Source organism: Fodinicurvata halophila (genome assembly GCF_042651425.1).
Lineage (GTDB): Bacteria > Pseudomonadota > Alphaproteobacteria > Kiloniellales > DSM-21159 > Fodinicurvata > Fodinicurvata halophila.
Genome location: NZ_JBHSCW010000015.1, coordinates 1 through 14,665, shown reverse-complemented (window position 1 = coordinate 14,665; position 14,665 = coordinate 1). Strand labels below are relative to the sequence as shown.

Sequence of the window (14,665 nt, the reverse complement as noted above, 5' to 3'; positions counted from 1 at the left end):
ACGCGCAGACGCTATCGAGATTCGGGAGGGTCTGTGTATTGAGAAATCGTGTTAACTCAAAGGTGGTAATCTTGTGTATTTCTCTATTCTTGTCGCGCTCTTCCGGCAAAATCTTCACCGTTTCTCACAAGGTACGCCATATCTTTGACCAACGCTTTACAGACTTTTGTTCTGGAGCGTGTCGACCCAGTATAGACACTCCTGCGCTGTGGTGCGCTTTCATGGGACTATAATAAGAAGGGATAAGGAGTCCGGATATGGCAAAGAGACATGAGGGCAAGATGGTCAGGCGTTTGAACACGACTCTACCTGATCCACTGGCGCGCTATGTTGGCGAGATCACGGGCAAAGATGCGCCATACGAGACTCCGAGCGAATTCATCTGCGATCTGGTGCGTCGCCATATGGAACGGTCGCTGGAACAGGAGCGCGGCGATGTCCGTGCAGTGCTCGCCCACTCCTTGCGCGAGAACGACTATGCCGACTGGACGGACGGCGATCTGGCGAAAGCCCGCGAGGCTGCCTCTGAATAGGGGCCAAGTCTCGCATTGTCCGCAGCGCGCTCTGCAAACGACAGTTTCTCGACATCCCCGCCAGTTACCGAGAGTGCGCGGTACGCTACACCCTGCCGGAGAACCGGCGACCAGACATCTCTCAACTCCGCAGGTTGCGGGAGGCGCGGTCGGGAGAGAGGCCGTTCTTGTCGGCGCAGGCGATGATTTCCTGCATGACGGCCTGTTCGAAGGGGCAGACCTTGGGGCCCGAGAGGTCCACCGACAGGCAGAGCACTTCCATCTCGGCGGCCAGGACGTTCTGGTCATCGCGATAGAGCTGGTGATGCAGGGTCACCCGCTTTTCGTCGTAGTGACCGACATAGGTCTCGATCCTGAGCGCGTCCTGCAGTTTCACCTCCGCCAGGTAGCGCAGCTTGATCTCGCCGGTATAGACGCTGCGCCCGGTGCGGGCCGGGTAGTCAGGTGTTACGCCGAAGCAGGCCAGGGCCTTCTCCGTGGACTCAATCATGACAACGGCATAGTAGCCATCGCTGAGATGCCCATTCCAGTCGATCCAACTCTCTTCAAGCTTCGGATGAACGATACAGAGCGGTGCCGTGTCGATCATATCTGCCTGTCCCCCCATTTCATTCCGTCTTCAGTTGGCCGAGAGACCACGTCTTCCTGCGTTTACGGCAGTCTATCGGATTCTTGGCACGACGGAATACACCATCTTGGCAGGTGCAGCTTAGCAGGTGCCGGGCGCTGTCTGCCAGAACCACGGTTTTCTTCTTTGAGGATGAAAAAAGCTGAGTTATTTTCATTTGTCACAAAGATAGACAATAATTCTTCAAGCCGGGAACACCATGAACGGTCAGGACAACAGGGATCCGGTGCAAGTCGCGGTGGGGGCGGAAATCCGGGCTCTGCGCAAGACCCGCGGCCTCACGCTGCCGGACATGGGCAAGCGCATGGGGCGCTCCGTCGGGTTCCTCAGCCAGGTGGAGCGCGGCCTGTCCCGGCTGACCCTGCACGACCTGCGGGATCTGGCGGAGGTGCTCGAGGTGCCGCTCAGCTGGTTCTTCCAGCACGAGGACATCCCCGAGCACGAGCGCGGCCACGTCGTGCGCCGCAGCTATCGCCGCACCCTGGGCGTCGAGGAGCGGGGCCTGGTGGAACAGCTGCTCTCGCCCGATCTCTCGGGCAGCTTCGAGGTGATCCTCAGCACCATGAATCCTGGCGCGGAACTGGAACAGCCGACCCTGCGCAAGACCGAGGAGGTGGGCTATGTGGTCTCGGGCCAGATCGAGCTCTGGATCGGCGAGAAACACTTCAGGCTGGCCTCGGGGGATTCCTTCCAGATCCGCATGGAACCCTTTCGCTGGCGCAACACGGCCCGCGAGCCGGCCGTCATCGTCTGGGTGATTTCTCCACCCATTTACTGAACGTTTCCATACAACTTCTTGTGATTCAAGGACCTTATTCCCATGGCAGATCTTCCCAAGCAGGCACGCGCAGTGATCATCGGGGGCGGTGTCATCGGCTGTTCGGTGGCCTATCACCTGGCGAAACAGGGCTGGACGGACGTGGTCCTTCTGGAGCGCAAGCAGCTGACCTCGGGCACCACCTGGCACGCCGCCGGCCTGATCGGACAGTTGCGCGCGACGCCGAACCTGATCCGTCTGGCACACTACTCCTGTGAGCTCTACGCCAACCTGGAGGCGGAAACCGAAGTGGCCACCGGTTTCGTCCGGCATGGTTCGCTTGGCGTGGCGCTGAGCGAGGAGCGCATGGAGGAGTTCGCCCGTGGTGCCGCCATGGGGCGCATGTGGGGCGTGGACGCCGAGATGCTGTCGCCCGAGCAGTGCAGGGAGCTCTATCCGCTGCTGGACCTGAAGGACGACGTGAAGGGTGGCATCCTGATTCCGGGCGATGGCCAGGCCGATCCGGCGAACATCGCCCACGCCCTGGCCAAGGGCGCGCGCAATAACGGCGCCAAGGTCATCGAGGGCGTGAAGGTCACCGGCATCGACAAGGCCGATGGCCGGGTCACCGGCGTCACCACGGACCAGGGTCACATCCAGGCCGAGGTGGTGGTCAACTGCGCCGGCATGTGGGGCCGCGAGGTGGGCCGCATGGCCGGGGTGTCGGTGCCCCTGCAGGCCTGCGAGCATTTCTATATCGTCACCGAGCAGATGCCCGGCCTGGACGGCAAGCTGCCGGTCCTGCGGGTGCCGGACGAATGCACCTATTACAAGGAGGATGCGGGCCGGCTGCTGCTGGGCTGCTTCGAGCCCAACGCCAAGCCCTGGGGCCTGGAGGGCATTCCCGAGGATTTCTGTTTCGATGCCCTGCCGGAGGACTTCGAGCACTTCGAGCCGATCCTGTCACAGGCGCTGGAGCGCGTGCCGGCTTTGCAGGAGGTGGGCATCCACACCTTCTTCAACGGGCCGGAGTCCTTCACCCCCGACGACCGCTACATCCTGGGCGAAGCGCCGGAACTGCAGAACTTCTACCTGGCCTGCGGCTTCAACTCCATCGGCATCCAGTCGGCGGGCGGCGTCGGCAAGGCGCTGGCCGAATGGATCGAGGCCGGCGAGCCGCCCTTCGACCTGAGCGACGTGGACATCCGGCGCCTGCAGCCTTTCCAGGCCAATCGGACCTATCTGGAGGCCCGGGTCAGCGAGACCCTGGGCCTGCTCTACGACGACCACTTTCCCTTCCGGCAGTACGAGACGGCGCGCCAGGTCCGGCGCACGCCGCTCCATGACGCCCTGCGCCAGCGCGGCGCCTGCTTCGGCGAGCTGGCCGGGTGGGAGCGGCCCAACTGGTTCGCGCCCGAGGGCGTCGCGCCGGTCTATGACTACAGCTGGGGGCGCCAGAACTGGTTCGATCATTCCGCCGCCGAGCATCGCGCCGTGCGCCACGACTGCGGCCTGTTCGACCTGTCCACCTTTGCCAAGTTCCTGGTACAAGGCCCTGATGCAGCTCAATTCCTCAACCGTGTTTCGGCCGCGCAGATGGACGTGGCGCCCGGCCGGGTGGTCTATACCCAGTGGCTGAACGCGCGCGGCGGCATCGAGGCCGACCTGACGGTGACGCGCCTGGCCGAAGACCGCTACATGGTGGTGACGGCCGCCGGCAGCCAGCGCCACGACTTCGTCTGGCTGCAGCGCAACCTGCCCGAGGGCGAACGGGTTTATCTGACCGACGTGACCTCCGGCATGGCGGTCATCGGTGTGATGGGCCCCAGGGCCCGCGACCTGCTGCAGCCGCTGACCACGGCCGACCTATCGGATGCGGCCTTTCCCTTCGGAGCCTCGCGGCAGATCGAGCTGGGTTCGGCCCTGGTCCAGGCCTTGCGCATCACCTACGTCGGCGAACTGGGCTGGGAGCTCTATATCCCAACCGAGTTCACGGGCCACGTCTTCGAGACGATCATGGCGGCCTCCAAGCCGCCGGCGCTGGCCGGCCTGCATGCGCTCAACTCCCTGCGCATGGAATGCGGCTATCGCCACTGGGGCGATGACCTGACGGACGAGGACACGCCGCTCGAGGCCGGGCTGTCCTTCGCCGTCGACTGGACCAAGGCCGACTTCAACGGCCAGGAAGTACTGCTGAAGCAGAAGCAGGCCGGGGTCGGCCGGCGCCTGGTCCAGTTCCGCCTGGCCGATCCCGCACCGCTGCTCTATCACGACGAGCCGGTCTGGCTGGACGGTCAGCGGGTCGGGCACCTGACCTCGGGTGCCTACGGGCACGAGATCGGGACGGCGCTCGGCATGGGCTACGTCACCCTGCCGGGCGGCCGCGCACCCAGGGCGGCGGACCTGGAGGGCGCGGACTTCGAACTTGAGATCGGCCGCCAGCACTGCCGCGCCCGGGCTTCGCTCAAGCCCTTCTTCGATCCGAAGCGCGAACGCATCCGGATGTAGAACTTAAAGTTCCTCCCAGAAACGCCTCATCCGGCTCAATTCTTCCTCGTCGGGCAAACGGCCGAAGCCGGCGGCGGCGTTGTCATCCATGTGCTCCGGATCGCTGGTGCCGGGGATGACGCAAGTGACCGCCGGATGGGCCAGGATGTACTTCAGGAAAAACTGCCCCCAGCTGTCGCAGAAGGCGCGCGCCCACTCGGGCAACTCGCGCTCACCGACGCGGCGGAAGGTCCCGCCGCCTTCGTAGGGCCGGTTGACCATGATCGCAACGCCGTGGTCCCGGGCCAGCGGCAACACGCGCTCCTCGGCTTCGGGCACGCCGATGGAATAGGCCAGCTGCACGAAATCGGGCTGGTCGCGTTCGATGATATCCGCCAGCTGGTCCAGGGCGCTTGTGGTGTAGTGGGTGACACCCAGGTAGCGGATGCGGCCTTCAGCCTTCCAGTCGCGCAGGGTGGCCATGTGGGTTTCCAGGTCGACCAGGTTGTGGACCTGCATGAGATCGATGGTCGAGGCCTCCAGCAGGATCTCCGAACGCCTCATCTGGTCGATGCCGTCCTGGCGGCCCCGGGTCCAGACCTTGGTGGCCAGGAAGCTCTCGTCATGGGCGTCGAGTGCGGTGAGGATCTCACCGACCCGGGCCTCGGCGGCGCCGTACATGGGCGAGGAATCGATCACGCTGCCGCCGTTGTCGAACAGGCGCCGGACCACTTCGGTCAGCGCCTCCATCTTTTGCGCATCCTCGGCGACATCGAACTGCTGCCAGGTGCCCAGTCCGATGACCGGCAGGGATTCGCCGCTGGCGGGAATCTCCCGCGTGCGCATGGTCTCCGCAGTCTCCGATGCGGCCGCGGATGGCAGGTCCGCCCCGCCGACCCCCAGAGCCGTGACGGCCAGGCCGGCGGCCGAGAGCTTCAGGAAGTCCTTGCGCGAGAGGGCGCCTTCGCCTGTGCGACCTTTACGGAGAGCTTTCTGCTGTTCGGCTTTGTCTGTCGGTCTGTCTGTCATGGCGTTGTCCTATCCAGAGTCCAATGAAAAGCCAGATGAGGGCGACAGGCACCGCCAGCAGGGCCGTTCCGGACAGCCCCAGGCCCAGAGCGCCCACGCCCGCGTAGAGCCACCCGGTGACGGCATCGCCGCCACGGTAGACCACGGTATCAATGAAGTTCTTGGCCTTGTAGCGCTGCTCCGTCGGCACGGCGGTGAACAGGACCTCGCGCGACGGGCGCGTGATGGCGTAGTTGCTGGCCCGGCGCAGGCTCTGGAAGCCGACTAGGACGATCAGGCCAGGACTGAGCGCCAGGCCCAGGAACCCGACGGCCGACAGGACGGGCAGCAGGACCAGGCCGAAAGTCGCCCCCGCCCATTGCAGCAGACGGCCGGTGACGAAGAGCTGCAGGCCCAGGGTCAACAGGTTGACGGTCAGATCGATGATGGCGAAGACCTGCGTGCGCCGGTCCGGGTCGTCGAAGGCGCTCTCGATGATCTCCGCCTGCTGGAAATAGAGGAAGGTCGAGGTGAAGGTGTAGAGCAGGATGAAGGCGCCGATGCCCAGCAGGTGCGGCGAGCGGAAGAAGGCCGTCGCGCCCGCCAGGATGTTGCCGCCGATGGGCGGGCTCTCCGTCTCGCCGTCTTCACTGTCGCCCTCCTGTCTTTCTGCGGCGCTGCGGAAATCGAAGCGCGCCAGCCGCCGGATGCAGAAGACCGCCACTTCCAGCAGCACGGCGGTGATCAGCAGCAGGTTGACCGTGCCGAGGCTGTCCGCCAGCAGCGCCGTCAGGCCCGGTCCCGTCAGTGCGCCCATGGTACCGCCGGCAGCGATGGCGCCGAACAGGCGCGCGCCCTGCTGCCGGGTGAAGATGTCGGCCATGTAGGACCAGAAGACCGAGATCACGAACAGGTTGTAGACGCTGACCCAGATGAAGAAGGCGCGCGCCGTGTGCACCTCGGCCTCGGGCCACTGGAACAGCAGCCAGAACAGCGCCAGGTTGGCGATGAAGAAGCGATAGACCGTGGGCATGAACCGTCGCCGGGGAAAGCGCGCCACCAGCCAGCCGAAGGCCGGCACGGCACAGAGCATGGCGATGAAGGTCCCCGTGAACAGCCATTGCAGGTTATCGACTCCGCCGGCGATGCCCATCTGGTCGCGTACCGGCCGCAGGATGTAGTAGCCGCCCAGCAGGCAGAAAAAATAGACGAACGCCAGGGCCAGGGCCGGGAATTCGCGGTCCTGCAGGTTCAGGGCCTGATCGATGCGTGTCTTGATACCCTGTAGGACAGGCATGGCCTTCCTTCCGCTCAATGGCCGGGCAACATCACCAACCTAGAGCCATAGGCATGCCGCGCCAAGTCGTGCCTGTCATCGGCAGGCGGAGTAGGTCCCCATGTCCAGGTGGAAATGGTTGGCGTGGGCCTGATTGTGCGCGGGGCCCAGGGTGACGCGGAAGACATCGCAGGCCCCGTCGTGGGCGCGTGTCAGGAAACGCGCTGCGGCGTTGTCCTCCGCGTCGTCCTCATGGGGCCAGTCCGCCTCCACCTCGATGTGCCGGCCGTCGGCTAGGGTGAAGGCTGCAATATCCAGCGCATTGGCGCTGGCGTGCTCGCTGCGCCGGCCGTCTTCGCGATTGTTGATGTTGCGGCAGGCATAGCTGCCCAGATGCGTGATCTGCGAAACCTCCTGTCCGAATGTCTCGCGGGCGGCGGGTTGCAGGCTGTGGCGTTCGTAAAGTGCCAGAGCAACTGCAAGCGGGCAGGTAGCGACAAAGGAACTGTTGAAGTCCGTCTCGCCGGCCGCACTGATCCGCAGGCTGTCGTTCAGGGGACAGCCCGGCTGCGGCTCGCTGTCGGCCACGGGCGTATAAGCCAGTTGCGAGGTTTCCAGGGCCTGCCGGCAGAGGGTATCGTCGGCGCGCAGGCGGTCGAGTTTCCAGCCCGTAACCAGCGGGACGGGATCTTCCCGCACATCCAGCGGAGCCCAGGGATTCCACCTTTCGGGGATTTCGATCGCGCCCTGCCAGAGGGCGTAGGTGCCCAGCAGGAGCAGGAGGAGCAGCAGGGACCTGAATAAGCGCATGAAGTCTGCGGATTTCTCTCAAAGGCCGGTGGCACGTGCGATAAAGCCGTGATATAGGCTGTGCCGTCTGTTGGAAAGATGACTTGAAACGATATCATAAGCGAGGGGGCATGATTTCTCAGCTGATCGAGAACAACAGGCGCTGGGCCGAGCAGCGGTCCCGTCAGGATCCGGAGTATTTTCCGCGCCTCTCTCGACAGCAGGCTCCCGAATATCTCTGGATTGGCTGTGCCGACAGCCGCGTGCCGGCCAACGAGATCGTTGACCTCGATCCGGGTGAGCTCTTCGTTCATCGCAATGTGGCCAACCTGGTGGTGTCCAGTGATCTCAACTGCCTGTCGGTCCTGCAGTTCGCCGTCGAGGTGCTTAAGGTGCGCCATGTAATCGTCTGCGGCCACTATGGATGCGGCGGGGTGCGCAAAGCGATGGAGACGAAGCAGTTAGGACTGATCGACAACTGGCTGGGGCCGCTGCGCCGCCTGCACGGGCAGCATCAGGAGGAACTGCAGGAATTCAACAATCTTGAAGCCCGCGTAGACCGATTGTGCGAACTCAACGTCATGTCCCAGGCCCTCAACGTGGCGCGCACGCCGATCATCCAGAATGCGTGGCATCGTCGTCAGCCGGTCACCGTGCACAGCTGGATCTACGGCTTGAAGAACGGTCTGATCACCGACCTCGGGGGCAACTTCGACGGGCTGCAGTGTTTGCCGCCGGCAGACCGCCTGGACGCCCCGTAGGACGGCTCGAGACAGGCCCCTCAAAAACTTGTCGAAGCGGCCATGAAACTCTCGACAAGCACCGGAGAACTTGCTATCAGGCCCACCCTAGCCGAAACGACCCGTGGGCGCATAGCTCAGTTGGTAGAGCAGCTGACTCTTAATCAGCGGGTCCAAGGTTCGAGTCCTTGTGCGCCCACCATTTTTCTCTTGGGATATCAGGCAGTTACACGGAAGCATCTAAGGGCTTTTGTATGCTCTGCACTGCTGCGTGCCTACAGCGTGCCAAAAAAGTCTTAACTGTTGGCTTTGCTCGGGCTTAACTCGTAGGCAGGCGAGTACTGTTTGATGCACAGCGATGCGCGGGCAGGGCTGGTTCTTGTTTAAACGCATGCCATGGGGCACCTCCACCCCAGGGCCACCCCAGGGCCACCCCTGGGCACCCCCTCTCTCGGAGCCTCTCGCCATCGCGCGCTTTGCGTGGGGCCCCGTCCAGCTCCCACGCAAGCCCACAAAATCACAAAAAAATATAGAAGAATCAGCTATTTGGAGTCCGGCACTCCGTCTGTTGTTTCGACGGTAACCTCGTAGGGGCCACCGTGTACTGGACCGGAACTCTCCGCGCCCAGCGAGGTATTGACAACGACCTGCGTTTGCGGGGCTGGCTTTTCGCCAAACTCACTGGGAGCCCAGCGCGAGAGGAACCAGCGGAGAGTGTTGGAGTGCTCGCGAACGGCGGCTACTTCTCCGGGCTGTAGCTTGCCGTCACGGGCGCGATCCACGAGTTCATGAGTCATGGCAACGAGCTGGTCGGCTTGAGCGCCCGCTCCCACGCGCCGGGCTTCCTTCACCGCTTCGGCAAACTCCGGGTTCTCACGTATCCATCGGGAGACGCTTGCCGGGTGCGGCATGCCTTTCTGTCGGCCAAGCTCTGCCAGCGTCTTGCCAGCAGCCAGACCGTCCAGCAGCTTGAGAGCGGTGCGCTCCGAGAATTTAGCAGGCTTTCTGCGCTTGGGGTCTAGGGGGCGCTTGGTCAATTAAATAGCAACGACAAGTGAACGCTCGCCTTTTCGCCTGACTCAAGCCGGGGGCGCACCCAAGCGGGCAGGGCCGGGAGCCCTTGAACTCCCGGCGCTTCGATACGCATTAGCTCACTGTAGGTTACGGCATCATTTGAGCCTTCAAGAACAACGGTAGCCTGTCCGCTGTCGCTCGTTGCTTGGATTGCAGCCTGGGCCGCGCGTGTGCTCTTGTATCCCACGGCCTCAGTGTCCGGAGTCAAACCATGCCAGGAGACAACTTTCGCGTTTGGCTCTTGCTGCGTCTGATAACTGAGTCTCAAGCTACGTCCTCCCCGGCCTCTTCGAGCAGGGCTTGGTTCCGCTCGTTTTCTGCGCGCGTTAGAACCTCGCTCGCCCGTTTGTACAGGCTTTCGTCTTCGCCATCCCACTGGTATTCAGGATCGACAATCGCCAGCGCTTCGCGGAGCTTTTCGCTTCGGCCCGTGGCCTCCATGCGTGCAATGCTCGACTGATGCAGCCCTAGGCGCTCGCCCAAGTCGCGCTGGTTGATACCGGCTTCCTTGCGCATATGCTTGAGATACTCCCCGACCGTCGGCTGGTCGGGCTCCGGCTCTGGACGAACTAACATATCGCCGCTGATACCGTGCTTGACCATTTCGTTCACTTTGGTAATTGCCGCCTCCGTGGCAGCATCCCATCCCTGTTGGATGCGTTCTTCGGCGTCGCGCTCAATTTCAGCAATACGCTCTTCCGCATCCTGAACCATGCTCAGAACATGCCCAATCGTATCGACATGGGGTGCAACGGAGCCTCCGAGCAACTGGACAAACACGGTCACGCCGCGCGCCATAAGTGCCAGCACTGCTCTGTGTGCGTCGTGGGGGTTTTCGGAGAACGTCGCCAGGGAGCGCACAATGAGCGTATCGCCGGATTCTAGCTGGCGCAGTGCGCCTTCAAGGATCAGCTCGCCGTCTTCCACATGCGCGAGGCTGAGCCGCGTTCCGTGGTCGATAATCTCGGGGTCTCCCCGACCTAAACTGAGGGCGAACGTCTTCAAGGGTTCCAGCTTGGTTTGGCTGGCGTGGTAGCCAGCATAGTCCGCATTTGCGCGTACAGCTATCAGGGTTCTATTCATTACCTATATCCTGTTACTGTCTGGCGAAAATCTATGAGGTCCTTGAGGCCGGACTTCGGCCCCTCGTTCGACTCCTGTTGCTGCCGGGCCTGCTGGTCCGCTTCTGCCTTCTCGACTGCATCCCGCAGGTCGAGCGCCACGTCCATCACGAAGTCTTCTCGGTCAGTACGCCGCGACAGGTCGTACTCGACCTCTCTACTCTGAGCCCGCCGTTTGGCTGCGGCCTCGATGGCCTCGGGAGGAAGTGAGCGGGCGAGGTCGGGAGCTTCCTTCCCGAACTCCTGCCAAAGTTCATCAACTACTTTCTGTTTCTGTTCGTCCTGCTCTCGGAAAGCGCGGAAATCCCTTGCGGTTAAATCGCGCACCTTGCGCTCGGCTTCGCGGTGGTATCTGGCTGCCTCATGTGTCGGCAGCCCTGCGCGCGGCTCAAAGAACTCGTCTGTCTCAGCATCCCGGAACCACTCCCGGACAGGCTGGCCGTTGCTGTTTGCGGGGTCGTTAAGGGCCTGGGCAGCAGCATCATCCAGCGCTTTGTGTGCTTCGGCCTGTTCGGCGTAATTGGGCGCGTCGGGGTCACGGAAGTTCTCCGGCAGAATGCCCGACTCCACTTGTAGTTCTGTCAGCTCGTCTAGGAGCCCTGTCGGTCGGCGGCTCATTCAAGCCCTCCAACTTTCAGGTTAATAGCATAATCATTGTTGCCGGCAGGCTCGTCTTCGTCTTCCTGCCGTACCTTGATCCCGGCGCGCTTGGCGATGCGCTTAAGTTTCTTCTCAGCGCGCTGCGTGGCCTTAAGCGCGTCCTCGATCTCGTCCTCGAACTCTTCGATCTTTGGCATGTGTCCTGCCCGTTTCGTCTCCAAAATTCAGAAGGTGCCAGCAGGAGATTGGAGGTTCAGCGAGAGTTCCCGCCAGCACCTATATGCGCATTCTACGAAAGCCGTTACAGGCGACGCAAAAACCGGGTTTTTGAAGTCCTCGCGCATACTTTCGTAAACTGTGTGCATGGCTAAGAAAGACTACGTTTCCGTATCTGAGTTCTGCGCCGAAGCAGGTATGACGCCACAGCGGCTCTACCAGTTATGGGCAGCGAGCAAAGGTCCTCCACGCGAACGCTTCAAGCTACCGGGTGAGGGCTGGCGCGTGAAACTGCCCAAGGCTGAGGCGCTTGATTGGTTGGAGCAACACAGAGCCTCAATTCAGGAGATGCACAAGAAACGCGCTGAACTGTACCGGGCTGCATGGCGTGAAGCCCATGCCTGAGCAAGAGAAGAAAGAGCAGGCTCCCGGCCTGTTCGATATCATCGGGGAAGGTATCGCGCTTGCGCGCGAGGACGCACTCGGCGAGGGCGTATCGGATGAGCGCATACGCAACTGGACCCGCCGCATGGTTGATTGGGGCGACCACAAAGGTATCTACGGACAGCGCGAGAGCAAGTTTCTCCGCGACGTGCTGGACGACCCGTCGCGGCTGGAAAATCTGAGCATGGACGACCTGAACGAAGCGGCCCCGTTCCTGAACCGGGGACTCTCCCGACTGTTGGCAACGCCTGCTCAGGTCGGGAACGAGTTCATGAGCACTCTCGGTTTGGCAGAGCGCGATCCGCACCAAGGAGCGCGGATCATTGAAGAGGGGTTCCGGCGCGTCGGCATCCCGGTCCCCGAACCAAAGCAGAAGCCTCAGAATGTATTGGAACTCGGGGCGCAGGTAGCCGCTCCGTTTGTCAGTACGGGCCCAGCGTTGCTCGCCAAGGGCCTGAGCCGTTCCCTGCCGATAAGTAATTTTCTGGTAAACAGGTTATTCGAGGGTGGGCGTGCGGAGCGAATACAGAACCGTGCGCAGGATTACCTTGGAATTGAACAAACTGACACAGAAGAAGTGAGTAAGTAAAGATGGGTGGATTATTTGGATCAGAGCCAGAGCCTCCTGAAATAAAGGACATGACGCCGGGCTCGTTCAAGAAGCTGCGCGGGCCGACGTCCGAAGTCCTGGGCGGTTTGCTGGGCTTCGACAAGAAAACCAAGGAAGTGCCGTTCACCAAGATCATCCCGGCGCGGCAGACCCGGCAGGGTGAGGGCGATATTTCCTACACGCCCGCGCGGACGATCACCGGCACCAAAACCAAGACGACCTACGAGCCCAAGGACCCCGGCAACCCGCTGGCCGGTATCCCCGGCCTGGAGGGGCCGTTCGTTGCGCCGATGTCGCAGCAGGAGCAGCAGCTTGTCGATAAGATCGGCCAGGCCGGGAAGAACCAGCAGAATCCTATGGCACGCGAGCTGCTTGATTTCACCACGGCGGGCGGCTTCACGGGCCGGATCAACCCGTTCCAGTCGGTGCCCGGAAGCCAGCAGGCACTTGAGGACACCGTAGGCGGCAAGTTCCTGTCGCCCGAGAGCAACCCGCACCTGCAAGGGGCTATTGAGGCGGCGCAGCGCCCGGTCATCCAGCAGTTCGAGGAACAGACCATCCCGAACCTCCGCAGCGAGTTCACGGCAGCCGGTCAGATGATCCAGCCCGAGGGCTCCAGTCCGTTCGACATGGCGGTGGCGCGCGCACAGTCCGGCCTCATGAACGAGCTGGGCGATATCTCGTCGCAAATGTCGATGCAGAATTACGCCCAGGAGCGCGGACGGCAGATGGACGCGATCTCGCAAGGGCTCCAGGCCGAGCAGCTCACGCAGCAAACCCAACAGCAGGAACGTAGCCGCCAGATGGACGCTGTTGCCCAGGGCTTGCAGATGGACCGCACGCAGCTCGAAAACATGATCGAGAGCCTACGCGCCAGTGCCCTACCCAGGATCGTTGAGCAGCAAGGCATAGACGCAGGCGTGCAGGAGTTCCAGCGGCGCATGGATACGCTCATGCGGGCGCTTGAAATGACGGCTGGCGTGTCGAGCCCGACCGTGGCTACCCAGCCCGGTACACCCGGTACACCCGGTGCGATTGGCCCGTTGGCTGGTGCGGCAGGTGAGATTATCGGGATGCTGTGATGAGCGATGTCGAGTATATCTGGCGAAGAAAACTCACAAAACGCGAACGGCGCATGTTGGAAGAGGACGAAGACATACAACGCCTCCAGCGGCCCTACCATATCGGCCCTGGCGGCGAGCGCTGGGGTCGCGTAGTGCTCGATGATGCGGGAATTAAGATGGAAATATCGCGACCGATGCCTTGGCCGCCGGGCGAATGGCTCAGTGAAGAAGAGCGGCGCGAGAACGGATGGCGTTTTCCCTGGTCTCCGATATGAAAGAAGCCCCGCGCCGGGAGGGATCGGACGCGGGACTCACCATGTGGATAGAAAAACACTCTGCCGACTCAAACGAGAGCTTATGCTGCCATCCTACCCTGCGCGCGTACCTCGCTTCAACAATCTGCCGGGAAGGCTCGCCGCGCCTTCGGCGCGTTTGGCGCGCAGAGCAGTTCCACTTATATACGCCAAAGCCGCCGAGAGCAGCGGCGGCTTGGAAAGTTGAATGGAGGGCTTTTGAACTGTTTCAACGGCGCATAGAGGCAACCCAATGCCACTTAAAGCTAAGAAGCCTGCAGAAGAGCTTCAACCCCGCGAACGGGGCGCTTTACTGACCTTTCAAGAGCTGATGGAACTCCCTCCGCTCTCTTTCCTGGTCGAAGAGACTCTGGTTCAAGGCTCCTTCGCTCTGATGTACGGAGCGCCCAAGGCTGGAAAGACGTTCCTCGCGCTCGATATGGCGCTCTCTGTCGCTGCAGGCCGCACATGGCAGGGCAGGGAGACACAGCGAGGGCATGTCCTGTATGTCTCCGCAGAGGGAACAGGGGGCTTGCCGCAACGCGTCACAGCCTGGATAGAGAGCGCCCGCCTAGACGATTTGGAGCGTAAGCGCCTTACGCAGAACTTCCGGGTTTGGCGCAACCCCGTGAACCTGTGCAGCCAAGACGAAACAGCGGGCCTTATTGGCGCTATTCGGGACGAGCAGTTGGACCCCGTGCTTATCGTTGTGGATACCCTGGCGCGCTGCTTTGTCGGCAATGAGAACAGTGCGGAAGATATGGGTAAGTTCATTGCGGGAGTGGACAGTCTACGCGACGCGTTCCCCGGAGCCACAGTTCTTGTCATTCACCACCAGGGAAAGGACGAAGAGAAAGGCGCGAGGGGGTCAACTGCGCTGCGCGGTGCTATCGACACAGGCATTAGGCTGCATACTCATAAACGGGATTCCCAAATTGGGTGATTTATGATTCCCCTTTGTCCTCTGTAGAGCAAGCTACGGAGGACAGATGAGCCGGCGGCGTTACGAACTGACGGATTACGAA

General features: G+C 62.1%; 17 protein-coding genes and 1 tRNA gene. 10 read left to right on the top strand and 8 right to left on the bottom strand.

The window, feature by feature from the left end; all coding sequences use genetic code 11:
- Positions 1–257 precede the first annotated feature (257 nt).
- Positions 258–533 (top strand): hypothetical protein, encoded by a 276-nt coding sequence (locus ACFOW6_RS17830; protein ID WP_382423782.1) that lies wholly within the window; start codon positions 258–260, stop codon positions 531–533.
- Between the two features lie 121 nt (positions 534–654).
- Here ACFOW6_RS17830 and ACFOW6_RS17825 read toward each other — a convergent pair whose 3' ends face one another.
- On the bottom strand, positions 655–1,122 hold the full coding sequence (locus ACFOW6_RS17825) for a thioesterase family protein (protein ID WP_382423781.1): 468 nt from the start codon (positions 1,120–1,122) through the stop codon (positions 655–657).
- Between the two features lie 238 nt (positions 1,123–1,360).
- On the opposite strand from ACFOW6_RS17825, the gene ACFOW6_RS17820 reads away from it, so the two are divergent.
- Together ACFOW6_RS17820 and ACFOW6_RS17815 are read left to right on the top strand one after the other, a co-directional pair.
- Complete coding sequence (locus ACFOW6_RS17820) at positions 1,361–1,939, top strand: helix-turn-helix domain-containing protein (protein ID WP_382423780.1); 579 nt, start codon at positions 1,361–1,363, stop codon at positions 1,937–1,939.
- 42 nt (positions 1,940–1,981) lie between these two features.
- Positions 1,982–4,426: a GcvT family protein gene (locus ACFOW6_RS17815; RefSeq protein WP_382423779.1), complete on the top strand. Its 2,445-nt coding sequence runs from the start codon at positions 1,982–1,984 to the stop codon at positions 4,424–4,426.
- Between the two features lie 3 nt (positions 4,427–4,429).
- On the opposite strand, the gene ACFOW6_RS17810 is transcribed toward ACFOW6_RS17815, so the two are convergent.
- From ACFOW6_RS17810 to ACFOW6_RS17800, 3 genes are all read right to left on the bottom strand, one after another.
- Positions 4,430–5,434 carry an aldo/keto reductase gene (locus ACFOW6_RS17810; protein WP_382423778.1) on the bottom strand — a complete coding sequence of 335 codons (1,005 nt, stop codon included), beginning with the start codon at positions 5,432–5,434 and terminating at the stop codon, positions 4,430–4,432.
- Entirely contained in the window at positions 5,385–6,710 is a 1,326-nt protein-coding gene (locus ACFOW6_RS17805; protein ID WP_382423777.1) for an NTP/NDP exchange transporter, read from the bottom strand. Before ACFOW6_RS17805 ends, ACFOW6_RS17810 begins: the two co-directional genes overlap by 50 nt.
- A gap of 75 nt (positions 6,711–6,785) precedes the next feature.
- Positions 6,786–7,499, bottom strand: coding sequence for an extensin-like domain-containing protein (locus tag ACFOW6_RS17800; RefSeq protein WP_382423776.1), 714 nt, complete (start codon positions 7,497–7,499; stop codon positions 6,786–6,788).
- Between the two features lie 110 nt (positions 7,500–7,609).
- Between ACFOW6_RS17800 and can the strand changes: the two genes are divergently transcribed.
- Both can and ACFOW6_RS17790 read left to right on the top strand, forming a co-directional pair.
- On the top strand, positions 7,610–8,239 hold the full coding sequence (can, locus tag ACFOW6_RS17795) for a carbonate dehydratase (protein WP_382423775.1): 630 nt from the start codon (positions 7,610–7,612) through the stop codon (positions 8,237–8,239).
- Between the two features lie 105 nt (positions 8,240–8,344).
- A tRNA-Lys gene (locus tag ACFOW6_RS17790) sits at positions 8,345–8,420 on the top strand.
- 340 nt (positions 8,421–8,760) lie between these two features.
- Here the strand turns inward: ACFOW6_RS17790 and ACFOW6_RS17785 are convergent.
- The 4 genes from ACFOW6_RS17785 to ACFOW6_RS17770 all read right to left on the bottom strand — a co-directional run bounded on the left by ACFOW6_RS17785 (position 8,761) and on the right by ACFOW6_RS17770 (position 11,210).
- The gene (locus tag ACFOW6_RS17785; RefSeq protein WP_382423774.1) at positions 8,761–9,255 is read right to left on the bottom strand and encodes a terminase small subunit-like protein; all 495 of its coding nucleotides are present in this window, start codon (positions 9,253–9,255) and stop codon (positions 8,761–8,763) included.
- Between the two features lie 301 nt (positions 9,256–9,556).
- A complete protein-coding gene (locus tag ACFOW6_RS17780) occupies positions 9,557–10,375 on the bottom strand; it encodes a helix-turn-helix domain-containing protein (protein ID WP_382423773.1) in 819 nt (272 codons plus the stop codon).
- A complete protein-coding gene (locus ACFOW6_RS17775) occupies positions 10,375–11,031 on the bottom strand; it encodes a hypothetical protein (RefSeq protein WP_382423772.1) in 657 nt (218 codons plus the stop codon). The genes ACFOW6_RS17780 and ACFOW6_RS17775 overlap by 1 nt, the downstream gene beginning before the upstream one ends.
- On the bottom strand, positions 11,028–11,210 hold the full coding sequence (locus ACFOW6_RS17770; protein WP_382423771.1) for a hypothetical protein: 183 nt from the start codon (positions 11,208–11,210) through the stop codon (positions 11,028–11,030). Before ACFOW6_RS17770 ends, ACFOW6_RS17775 begins: the two co-directional genes overlap by 4 nt.
- 166 nt (positions 11,211–11,376) lie before the next feature.
- On the opposite strand from ACFOW6_RS17770, the gene ACFOW6_RS17765 reads away from it, so the two are divergent.
- The 5 genes from ACFOW6_RS17765 to ACFOW6_RS17745 all read left to right on the top strand — a co-directional run bounded on the left by ACFOW6_RS17765 (position 11,377) and on the right by ACFOW6_RS17745 (position 14,583).
- The gene (locus ACFOW6_RS17765) at positions 11,377–11,634 is read left to right on the top strand and encodes a hypothetical protein (protein WP_382423770.1); all 258 of its coding nucleotides are present in this window, start codon (positions 11,377–11,379) and stop codon (positions 11,632–11,634) included.
- Positions 11,627–12,262: a hypothetical protein gene (locus ACFOW6_RS17760; RefSeq protein ID WP_382423769.1), complete on the top strand. Its 636-nt coding sequence runs from the start codon at positions 11,627–11,629 to the stop codon at positions 12,260–12,262. The genes ACFOW6_RS17765 and ACFOW6_RS17760 overlap by 8 nt, the downstream gene beginning before the upstream one ends.
- A 50-nt stretch (positions 12,263–12,312) precedes the next feature.
- On the top strand, positions 12,313–13,365 hold the full coding sequence (locus ACFOW6_RS17755) for a hypothetical protein (RefSeq protein ID WP_382423768.1): 1,053 nt from the start codon (positions 12,313–12,315) through the stop codon (positions 13,363–13,365).
- Positions 13,365–13,622: a hypothetical protein gene (locus ACFOW6_RS17750; RefSeq protein WP_382423767.1), complete on the top strand. Its 258-nt coding sequence runs from the start codon at positions 13,365–13,367 to the stop codon at positions 13,620–13,622. Before ACFOW6_RS17755 ends, ACFOW6_RS17750 begins: the two co-directional genes overlap by 1 nt.
- Positions 13,623–13,893: 271 nt before the next feature.
- The gene (locus ACFOW6_RS17745; RefSeq protein ID WP_382423766.1) at positions 13,894–14,583 is read left to right on the top strand and encodes an AAA family ATPase; all 690 of its coding nucleotides are present in this window, start codon (positions 13,894–13,896) and stop codon (positions 14,581–14,583) included.
- Positions 14,584–14,665 lie beyond the last annotated feature (82 nt).

Bases quoted from the DNA above. Each gene is read 5' to 3' on its own strand.
- ACFOW6_RS17830 (WP_382423782.1), top strand. From the start codon at position 258: ATGGCAAAGAGACATGAGGGCAAGATGGTCAGGCGTTTGAACACGACT.
- ACFOW6_RS17825 (WP_382423781.1), bottom strand. From the start codon at position 1,122: ATGATCGACACGGCACCGCTCTGTATCGTTCATCCGAAGCTTGAAGAG.
- ACFOW6_RS17820 (WP_382423780.1), top strand. From the start codon at position 1,361: ATGAACGGTCAGGACAACAGGGATCCGGTGCAAGTCGCGGTGGGGGCG.
- ACFOW6_RS17815 (WP_382423779.1), top strand. From the start codon at position 1,982: ATGGCAGATCTTCCCAAGCAGGCACGCGCAGTGATCATCGGGGGCGGT.
- ACFOW6_RS17810 (WP_382423778.1), bottom strand. From the start codon at position 5,434: ATGACAGACAGACCGACAGACAAAGCCGAACAGCAGAAAGCTCTCCGT.
- ACFOW6_RS17805 (WP_382423777.1), bottom strand. From the start codon at position 6,710: ATGCCTGTCCTACAGGGTATCAAGACACGCATCGATCAGGCCCTGAAC.
- ACFOW6_RS17800 (WP_382423776.1), bottom strand. From the start codon at position 7,499: ATGCGCTTATTCAGGTCCCTGCTGCTCCTCCTGCTCCTGCTGGGCACC.
- can (WP_382423775.1), top strand. From the start codon at position 7,610: ATGATTTCTCAGCTGATCGAGAACAACAGGCGCTGGGCCGAGCAGCGG.
- ACFOW6_RS17780 (WP_382423773.1), bottom strand. From the start codon at position 10,375: ATGAATAGAACCCTGATAGCTGTACGCGCAAATGCGGACTATGCTGGC.
- ACFOW6_RS17775 (WP_382423772.1), bottom strand. From the start codon at position 11,031: ATGAGCCGCCGACCGACAGGGCTCCTAGACGAGCTGACAGAACTACAA.
- ACFOW6_RS17770 (WP_382423771.1), bottom strand. From the start codon at position 11,210: ATGCCAAAGATCGAAGAGTTCGAGGACGAGATCGAGGACGCGCTTAAG.
- ACFOW6_RS17765 (WP_382423770.1), top strand. From the start codon at position 11,377: ATGGCTAAGAAAGACTACGTTTCCGTATCTGAGTTCTGCGCCGAAGCA.
- ACFOW6_RS17760 (WP_382423769.1), top strand. From the start codon at position 11,627: ATGCCTGAGCAAGAGAAGAAAGAGCAGGCTCCCGGCCTGTTCGATATC.
- ACFOW6_RS17755 (WP_382423768.1), top strand. From the start codon at position 12,313: ATGACGCCGGGCTCGTTCAAGAAGCTGCGCGGGCCGACGTCCGAAGTC.
- ACFOW6_RS17750 (WP_382423767.1), top strand. From the start codon at position 13,365: ATGAGCGATGTCGAGTATATCTGGCGAAGAAAACTCACAAAACGCGAA.
- ACFOW6_RS17745 (WP_382423766.1), top strand. From the start codon at position 13,894: ATGCCACTTAAAGCTAAGAAGCCTGCAGAAGAGCTTCAACCCCGCGAA.